5 protein-coding genes are annotated in these 8,876 nt (G+C 59.3%); all 5 read right to left on the bottom strand.

Annotation, left to right across the window (positions count from 1 at the left end):
• Window positions 1–352 precede the first annotated feature (352 nt).
• On the bottom strand, window positions 353–3,793 hold the full coding sequence (locus tag ABNW52_RS10035) for a pyruvate carboxylase (RefSeq protein WP_349587111.1): 3,441 nt from the start codon (window positions 3,791–3,793) through the stop codon (window positions 353–355).
• A gap of 633 nt (window positions 3,794–4,426) precedes the next feature.
• The gene (locus ABNW52_RS10030; RefSeq protein ID WP_349587108.1) at window positions 4,427–5,440 is read right to left on the bottom strand and encodes a GlxA family transcriptional regulator; all 1,014 of its coding nucleotides are present in this window, start codon (window positions 5,438–5,440) and stop codon (window positions 4,427–4,429) included.
• A 146-nt stretch (window positions 5,441–5,586) separates the two neighbouring features.
• Window positions 5,587–6,309, bottom strand: a complete 723-nt coding sequence (locus ABNW52_RS10025; protein ID WP_349587105.1) for a GntR family transcriptional regulator — start codon at window positions 6,307–6,309, stop codon at window positions 5,587–5,589.
• A 463-nt stretch (window positions 6,310–6,772) separates the two neighbouring features.
• Window positions 6,773–7,552, bottom strand: a complete 780-nt coding sequence (locus ABNW52_RS10020) for a slipin family protein (RefSeq protein WP_349587102.1) — start codon at window positions 7,550–7,552, stop codon at window positions 6,773–6,775.
• A 259-nt stretch (window positions 7,553–7,811) separates the two neighbouring features.
• Window positions 7,812–8,633, bottom strand: a complete 822-nt coding sequence (locus tag ABNW52_RS10015) for a 5'-nucleotidase, lipoprotein e(P4) family (RefSeq protein ID WP_349587099.1) — start codon at window positions 8,631–8,633, stop codon at window positions 7,812–7,814.
• Between the last annotated feature and the right edge of the window lie 243 nt (window positions 8,634–8,876).

Below are 8,876 nucleotides of genomic sequence, written 5' to 3'. Positions count from 1 at the left end.
CACCGCCGATGATGATCACGTCGTAACGTGGCTTGAGCTGCGGTGTACGCCAGGCCGGTTGCCAGGTTTCGTGATGTTTGAGCCCGTGTTTGAGCAGGCTCCAGAAGGAGTAACGGTTTGCCATGGAGCGCCCCATAATTGTTGCCAGATGTGAGTTGATTGTTGGCCAACTGGGCAATTAAAGATTGACCAAAACGGACACGCTACGTGCTTATTGCGTCGCGCCTGGACCATTGGCCGCATGGCGGGCTGTCTGGGGGCGATAGAGATGCCCACCAAGCCGCGCATGGCATAAAAAAACCCCGCCAGGGGAAGAGGCGGGGTAAGGGTACAAGCACCCACAGAGAAGCAACTACGCAAACACGGCCAACAAATCCTTATTGGCAATCCGCTTGCCCGATGTCACCAGCACCTGCTGGATCACGCCATCGCGCTCCGCCTTGATCGCCACTTCCATCTTCATCGCCTCGATGGTCAGCAGGGTGTCGCCCTGCGCCACCGTCTGACCGGGCGCCACCAGCACGGTGCTGACCATGCCTGGCATCGGTGCGCCGACGTGGTGCGGGTTGTCCTCCTCCGCCTTGGGCTGGCTGCTGGCGGCTTCTGCGCCGGCCTTGGCTACCTTGACGACCCGCGCCTGGCCGTTGAGTTCGAAGAACAGTTTCACGTGGCCGTCGTCGGTGTCGGCGCGGCCCAGCAACTGCAGCAGCAGCGTCTTGCCGCGTTCCAGCTCGATGCAGACTTCTTCGCCTTCCTTCAGGCCGTAGAAGAAGGCGCTGGTCGGCAGCACCGACACGTCGCCATAGTTGGCCGCATGGGTGGCGAAGTCCTTGAACACCTTGGGGTACATCAGGTGCGAGGCCAGTTCCTGTTCCGTGCATTCACGCCCAAGGCTGGCGGCCAACTTTTGCTGCTCCGCCGCCAGGTCCACCGGCGGCAGCAGTGCGCCGGCGCGTTTGGTCAGCGCCGTCTCGCCTTTCAGCACCTTGCGCTGCAGCGCCTCGGGGAAGCCGTGCGCCGGGTAACCCAGCTCGCCCTTGAACAGCGACACCACCGAATCCGGGAAGTCGATCGCCCGTTGCGGGTCGGCCACCTGGGCCGGGGTCAACCCGTTGGAGACCATGAACAGCGCCATGTCTCCCACCACCTTGGAGGTGGGAGTGACCTTGACGATGTCGCCGAACAGCAGGTTGACCTGGGCATAGGCTTCGGCCACTTCCGGCCAGCGCGCCTCCAGCCCCAGCGAGCGAGCCTGTTCGCGCAGGTTGGTCACCTGGCCGCCTGGCATTTCGTGGTGGTACACCGCGGCGGTGCCGGCGCGCATGTCGGCCTCGAACGGCGCGTAGCTGCGGCGCACCTGTTCCCAGTAGTCCGACAGCTGCTGCAGCGCCTGCGGGTCCAGTCCGCTGTCGCGCGGCCCGCCGGCCAGCGCGGCCACGATGGAGCCCATGTTCGGCTGCGAAGTCAGCCCGCTCATGGCGTCCAGCGCCGCGTCCACCGCGTCGACGCCGGCATCAATGGCGGCCAGTACGCTGGCGGCGGCAATGCCGGAGGTGTCATGGGTGTGGAAGTGGATCGGCAGGCCGACTTCCTGCTTGAGGGCGCTGACCAGTGCCGAGACGGCACGCGGCTTGCAGATGCCGGCCATGTCCTTGATGGCGATGATGTGGGCGCCGGCCTGTTCCAGCTGCTTGGCCATGTCCACGTAGTAGCGCAGGTTGTAGCGCGGGCGGCTGCTGTCGAACAGGTCGCCGGTGTAGCAGATGGCGGCCTCGCACAGCGCGCCGGATTCGCGCACCGCGTCCATCGCCACGCGCATATTGTCCACCCAGTTCAGCGAGTCGAACACGCGGAACAGGTCCACGCCGCCGGCGGCGGCCTGCTGGATGAACTGGCGCACCACATTGTCTGGATAGTTGGTGTAGCCCACCGCGTTGGAGGCGCGCAGCAGCATCTGCAGCAGGGTGCCGGGCACCGCTTCGCGCAGTGCGGCCAACCGTTGCCACGGGTCTTCCTTCAGGAAGCGCATCGCCACGTCAAACGTCGCACCGCCCCAGCATTCCAGCGACAGCAGCTGCGGCGCCAGCTTGGCGTAGTACGGCGCAATCGCCAGCATGTCGGCGCTGCGCATGCGGGTGGCAAATAGCGACTGGTGTGCGTCGCGCATGGTGGTATCGGTGATCAGCACCTGCGGCTGCTCGCGCATCCACTGCGCGAAGCGCTCGGCACCGAGTTCCTGTAAGCGGTCGCGGCTGCCTTTGACGGTGGGGGGCGGGGTCGTCACCACCGGTAGCCGTGGCTGCGCCGGCAGTGGGTTGGGATGCTGACGGCCTGCCATTTCCGGGTTGCCGTTGACGATCACCTCGCCGAGGAAGTTCAGCAGGCGGGTGGCACGGTCGCGCCGTGCGGAGAAGCGGAACAGCTCCGGGCTGGTATCGATGAAACGGGTGGTGCACTGCCCGGATACGAACAAGGGGTGGGTGATGACGTTTTCCAGGAACGGCAGGTTGCTGGACACGCCGCGGATGCGGAACTCGCGCAGCGCGCGGTGCATGCGGGCGTTGGCCTCGCTGGCGGTGTGGCCCCATACCGTCACCTTGACCAGCAGCGAGTCATAGAACGGGGTGATCACCGCGCCGCCGTAGGCGGTGCCGCCATCCAGCCGCACGCCGAAACCGGCAGCGCTGCGGTAGGCGGTGAGGCGGCCGTAGTCGGGGGTGAAGCCGTTTTCCGGATCTTCGGTGGTGACGCGGCACTGCAGCGCATGGCCGCTCAGGCGGATGTCGGCCTGCGCCGGCACGAAGCTTTCCACGCTGCCGATGCGCGCACCTTCGGAGATACGGATCTGTGCCTTGACGATGTCCACGCCGGTCACCGCCTCGGTGACGGTGTGTTCCACCTGGATGCGCGGGTTGACCTCGATGAAGTAGAACTGGCCGCTGTCGGCATCCTGCAGGAATTCCACCGTGCCGGCGTGGGTGTAGTCCACCTGTCGCGCCAGCTTCAGGGCGGCCGCGCACAGTTCGGCGCGCTGCTGCTCGCTCAGGTACGGCGCCGGCGCGCGCTCCACCACTTTCTGGTTGCGACGCTGCACCGAGCAGTCGCGCTCGAACAGGTGCACCAGGTTGCCGTGCTGGTCGCCCAGCACCTGCACTTCGACGTGGTGCGCGCGGCGCACCAGCTTCTCCAGGTACACCTCGTCGTTGCCGAAGGCCGCCAGCGCCTCGCGCCGCGCCACCTCCATCGCATCGGCCAGCTCGCCCTCGTGCTCCACCACGCGCATGCCGCGGCCGCCACCACCCCAGCTGGCCTTCAGCATCAGCGGGTAGCCCACCGCTGCGGCCAACGTTTTGGCCTCGGCCACGTCATACGGCAGCGCGCCGGTAGCCGGTACCACCGGCACCCCGGCAGCCTGCGCCAGTTCGCGCGCCGCCACCTTGTTGCCCAGCTGGCGCATCACCTGCGGTTTGGGGCCGATGAAGGTGATGCCAGCGGCGGCACAGGCCTCGGCGAAGTCCGGGTTCTCGGACAGAAAGCCGTAGCCGGGGTGGATGGCATCGACGCCGGTCTCCTTGGCGATGCGGATGATGTCCGGAATGTCCAGGTAGGCGGCGATCGGCTTCTTGCCGGCGCCGACCTGGTAGGCCTCGTCGGCCTTGGTACGGTGCAGCGCGAGCTTGTCCTCTTCGGCGTAGATGGCGACGGTGCGAATGTTCATTTCGCTGGCGGCGCGCATGACACGAATGGCGATTTCGCTGCGGTTGGCGATCAGGATGCTGCGGATGGCGTTCATGTCACTCCAGCCTGAGTTGCGGTCCAAAAGAAAAGCTAGCCAAGACGGCTTGGCTAGAGCGGCAAAGTTGTATTTTTAGTAATTAGTGAAGTGATAACGCCACTAAATTAATATGTACTTATAAATGATCGTTTTGTGGGCTAATTGAAACTCGGCTACAAAAGACCTGACGTATTTTTTGATTGAACTACGAATGTTTGCTGTGGACTTGTCGAGATACGACAAAGAATGTGCTGATTGAGCCTGTTGTCGCGCTTGGCTCTGGAGCGTTTGCCGTGTGTTGCCTGCTTGTGGTTTCTGGGTGTCGGAGTCGCTAGTGTGCTGGGTGTCGGCGTTGGGAGCGATGCGATGGTCTGCGAAAGTAGGGGGCTGATGTGGCTGGTGATAAACCATCCTGGCCTGCTCTGCGGACACCGGGTCAAAAGATATTTGATGGGCAAGTGGGCGGTGATGGCTGCAGTAATGCCAGATTACTGTCCAGGTTTTCCGCTGCTGGGGGGTAGCAAGAAGCCAGTCGGGTTAGACAAGCAACTGCCCGTGTTGCTTGTGAGGGGGATGATGCTTTTGCCGTGGTACGGTTTTGTTCATGCCGTGATTTCACCGGGCAGGCATGAACGGATGCTGGCGTGGAAATTACTTTTTGCCGTGCTTCAGAATGGCTTCCTTTCTTACTTCGGTTGGCGACTTCCCGAATTCTATTCTGAAGCGCCGCGAGAAGTGAGAAGTGTCCAGAAATCCGCATTCCATTGCAATAAATGAAACCTGGCTGTTGGTGTTGATTAGCAGATTCTTGGCGTGGTTGATTCTTATTTTTATGGAAAACTCTGCCGGGGACATGCCGATCTCTTTTTGAAAAATCCGCTCCAGGTGCCTATGGCTGAGGTTTACTTTGTTTGCTATTTCTTCAATGGAAAGAGGGGTGCTGATGTTTCTTTCAATTAAAGAAATGGCTTTGTTAACATTGATGTTGGATATTTTGTTTTTTATGAATGGCTGCGGCTGTGGTGTTTTTTCGGATAGGGGGAATTCTTCCAGCATAATGCGCAGGGCGCGGCTGGCCTCATGCTTGCCGCAGTGCTTTTCAATGATGTGGGCAGCGAGGTGCATGACGCCAGCCGAGCCGGCACATGTAATGCGGTTGCCATCATTGATGAATAGGCTGTCAGAGTTTACATGCAGCTTTGGGAATTCCGCTTCAAATTGCTGGTGATGAAACCAGCTTACACAGGTCTTGTGGCCATTCATCAATTCGGCGCGCGCCAGAATGAAACTCCCGGTGCAGACCCCAACGAGTGGAACGTTCTGCTCTGCGGCTTTCTTTAGATAGCTTACCAAGGGTGGTGCGATTTTTTTCCCGGAATGCAATAACCCACCTACGACAACAATGTAATCGAACAGCCCTGGCTCAACCAGATCGGCGGTTGGTGATATTTCGATGCCACAGCTGGATCTGATTGGCTGGCTATTATAGCTGAGCACTTTCCATTTGCATCGTATCTGGCGGCTGAAATCGCCGTCGTCCGCTGCCAGGCGTAGCGCATCCACAAAATTCGAGAATGCACTAAGGGTGAAATCAGGGGAAAGCAGAAAGGCCACTGAAAGCGGCTTGGTCTTGTTTTCCTGATTTGATGGGTGATTGCTGTTCATGGCTTTTCCTGGGCAACTAGAAGGCGCCACTGGGGGTGGTTGAATTTCAAATTCAGGTACTGCAAATTGACGGCGTGATGGTTGGCCGCATTCCTGCCGAGAGAAGGCCTTTATTATTGCTGCTCTCGGTTGTTAACTGGCCGCCGCTAGATATCCGCTGGGACTTCCAGCCCTTCAGGGGCGACGTACATTGCCATATTGCGCCGTGATAATTCAAGATGGGCACGAACAATTTCTACGGCCGCATCGGCATCATGCCGTTCAATGGCTGCTATGATTTCTTCGTGTTGTTGTACTGCAGACTCCAGGTCTGCTTGCATATGGCTATTGTTGGGCTGGTAAAAGGTTTTTGCTAACCGGGCATGGTCAATCAGTAAACGATTAAGGCTTGGCATCAAGTACGGATTGTGAGCCATTTTGCCAATTTCCAGGTGAAATTGATCGTTGTAATAAACCCGGCTATCAATGTCGCACTGTTCAACCGCCAGGCGGAAGCGGTTTTGTATCAGCTTCAGGCCTTGTATTTCATCTGGCGATGCATTCAAGGCCGCGATTTTTGTGGTTGCCACGTAGACCAGTGGAGCGGCCAGGAAAAAATTGCGCAGGGACTGGTAGCTCATGGACGTAACACGCGCGGCACGGTTGGCCTCAAGCTCGATATAGCCTTCGGCCGCCATCTGTCGCATGAGCTCGCGCACGGGAGGGCGCGACAGTCCGAACTCCTCGCTCAGCGCAATCTCGTCAAGCACTGCACCCGGGGCAAGCTCCATCGTCAGGATGCGTTGCCGGAGCACGTGGGCCAGTGCAGCTTTGCGGTCCGACGTGGCCGGGGGGCTGAACAGCTTGTCCTGCATCATGGCCTTGCCCATACGCGCCTCCGAGCTCATTGCTTCTGTGTTGTCTACAAATTGTAGTCTACATGAAGTTTTTGTGTCTATGAATGTTGTTCGACAACCGTGATCTGCTCGTATCCACACGCATAGAGGCTGTAGTTAGTGGTGCTCGACCTGTTCTCGCGACCGGTCCGGGCGGAGCGATGCAGTCACATGGCGGCAGAGGGTCGCTGCGGCATGGCTTGCGGATGGCGCTATAAAGCTGATTCCCGTTGCTGAAGCGGGAGCGTATCAGGCGAAAAAACCTGTCACAACCGAGGGGCACCCGCCATGCCGGCTTCGATCATCTCTGAGGGGTGCTACCAGCCGAAGCACCGGCATCGCTCAGCACATGGGCTAGCGCCGGAGGCGTTTGAGAGGCCGTATTTCCAGCGACGCACCCGTGTTCCGAGCGGTCGGACTGACGCCGCGGGCTAGCTAGCGCCATGATTGGTATGAATCAGGCACTGCTGGTCGGGGGCCTGGTTTTTTCCGCGAGGGAGGCAATCAGGTCCATTGGTAATGGGAACACGACGGTGGTGTTCTTGTCGGCGCCTATCACGGTCAGGGTTTCCAGGTAGCGCAATAAGATGGCTTGCGGCTCCTGGGCGAGCACCTTGGCGGCCTGGAACAATTTCTCTGATGCTTGTAATTCCCCTTCGGCATGAATCACCTTGGCACGCCGCTCGCGTTCTGCTTCGGCTTGGCGGGCAATGGCCCGGATCATGGATTCGGTCAGGTCCACCTGCTTGATTTCAACATTGGATACCTTGATACCCCAGGAGTCGGTTTGTGCATCAAGCGCCTGCTGAATATCGGTGTTGAGCTTTTCGCGTTCGGCCAGCATGTCATCGAGTTGGTGCTTGCCCAGCACCGAGCGCAGCATGGTTTGCGCCAGCTGACTGGTGGCATTGAGGTAGTCCACGACCTGAATGATGGCCTTTTCTGGATCGATAACGCGCAGATAAACGACCGCGCTGACTTTTACTGAAACGTTGTCGCGCGAAATTACATCTTGCGTTGGCACCTCCAGGACCACAGTGCGCAAATCGACACGAATGGATTTCTGGATGGCTGGAATGATGATGACCAGCCCCGGTCCCTTTACCTTCCAGAAACGCCCAAGGGTGAAAACAACACCGCGTTCATACTCACGGAAAATACGAATCGATGCTGCTGATAACCAGATGAGCGCCACCACGATAACAATAGGAAGCGTCCAGCTTGAATCGATGAACATGGCTATCTCCTGACGGTAAATGGCGACCAGCTCATTACAAGGATTGGCGCCTCATGACTTTACCGGCAGACCGGACGGATTTTCAGGCGCCATCCGGCGCTGCTAGCGCCGCTTTTTAAGTATAGGTCGCTGAGTGGGGCGGGTCGCCAAATGCGCAGGCAAGGGCAATTGTCGGTAGCGGTGAAGAAAAGGTTTTTCATGCGCTTTATGAAAACAGCCAGCCATGTCGGCTGGCTGTTTTCAACGGATGGATACTGCCTCAGGGTTGCCAGGCAGATTTACTGGCGGCCTCCCGGAATTTGGCGCGATTGGCATCGGTGGCCGGCGGCTCAGAGTCGCCGAAAATGGCGCGAATCCAGTGGCCGTCGGTGGGGTTGGGCATGATGATGAACTTGCTGCCAAACAGCTCGCGGTCTTCCTCCATCAGCCGGGTGCGCTCATCGACATTCTTCACGTAGTACTTGCGGCGGAAATCGTTGAGGTTGTCGCCAAGCATCACCACCACGTTGTAGTGCTGGGCGATCTCGTTCTGCTTCGGCTCCTTGTTGGAGCTTTCGCGCAGGATGGTGACATGTTCGGCATCGGCGTAGGGGAAGCCGAGCGATTTCAGGTTACCCAGTGCATAGTCGAAAGTCTTGTCGCCCTGGTCGCGGCTACTGACATAGAACACTTCCACGCCACGCGATTTGGCGTAATTGAAGAAATCCACTGCGCCCGGCATGGCGGTGAACTGGTTGCGCGGCACCCAGCGGTCCCATACGGCATCGTCAAAGAAGTCCTGGCCGTTGTTAATCAGATAACCCCAGTAGTTGCTGGCGTTGAGGATGGTGTCGTCGATGTCGGTGATCACAGCCAGCGGCTTGTCGCCACTTTTCTGGCCAGCGAGTGCGCGGTCCAGTTGCATTCGTGCCAGGTTGTAAGCCTGGTAGTACAGCGCCTTGTATTCGGCGGCCGTCTGCTTCCAGGCCACGGCGGAAATCAGCAGGTTGTTGTTGGCCGCAGTGTCGGCATGGGCGCTGGTGCCCAATGCCAGGCTACCTGCCAGCAAGGTAAGGCGTGCGGTGTTCAGGAGACTCTTCATTTATGTTTGTCCTTATTTTGTTGTGCCGGAATCATCCGGAAACAAAACCGTAACAAACTGACGACCAGAAGAGGGCGCCCATGTCGCCATGGCTACCAAGCGCGTCGCACTGTCGGGCGCGGGGCCGCGGTACGCCGCAACAGGCGAGGTGGTAACGGTGGACGCCCGGGCAGGTTGATGTGTTGTCATGGCTGGGCGTCGATGCGGCCAACGTGTCGGCGTTGGCCGGCCGGGGTGCTGCGT

This window comes from Vogesella oryzagri (assembly GCF_040148885.1).
Taxonomy (GTDB): domain Bacteria; phylum Pseudomonadota; class Gammaproteobacteria; order Burkholderiales; family Chromobacteriaceae; genus Vogesella; species Vogesella oryzagri.
This window is presented reverse-complemented; position numbering and strand designations above follow the sequence as displayed.

Excerpts from the sequence above, each read along its gene's own strand:
- ABNW52_RS10035 (WP_349587111.1), bottom strand. The coding sequence starts at position 3,793 with ATGAACGCCATCCGCAGCATCCTGATCGCCAACCGCAGCGAAATCGCC.
- ABNW52_RS10030 (WP_349587108.1), bottom strand. The coding sequence starts at position 5,440 with ATGAACAGCAATCACCCATCAAATCAGGAAAACAAGACCAAGCCGCTT.
- ABNW52_RS10025 (WP_349587105.1), bottom strand. The coding sequence starts at position 6,309 with ATGGGCAAGGCCATGATGCAGGACAAGCTGTTCAGCCCCCCGGCCACG.
- ABNW52_RS10020 (WP_349587102.1), bottom strand. The coding sequence starts at position 7,552 with ATGTTCATCGATTCAAGCTGGACGCTTCCTATTGTTATCGTGGTGGCG.
- ABNW52_RS10015 (WP_349587099.1), bottom strand. The coding sequence starts at position 8,633 with ATGAAGAGTCTCCTGAACACCGCACGCCTTACCTTGCTGGCAGGTAGC.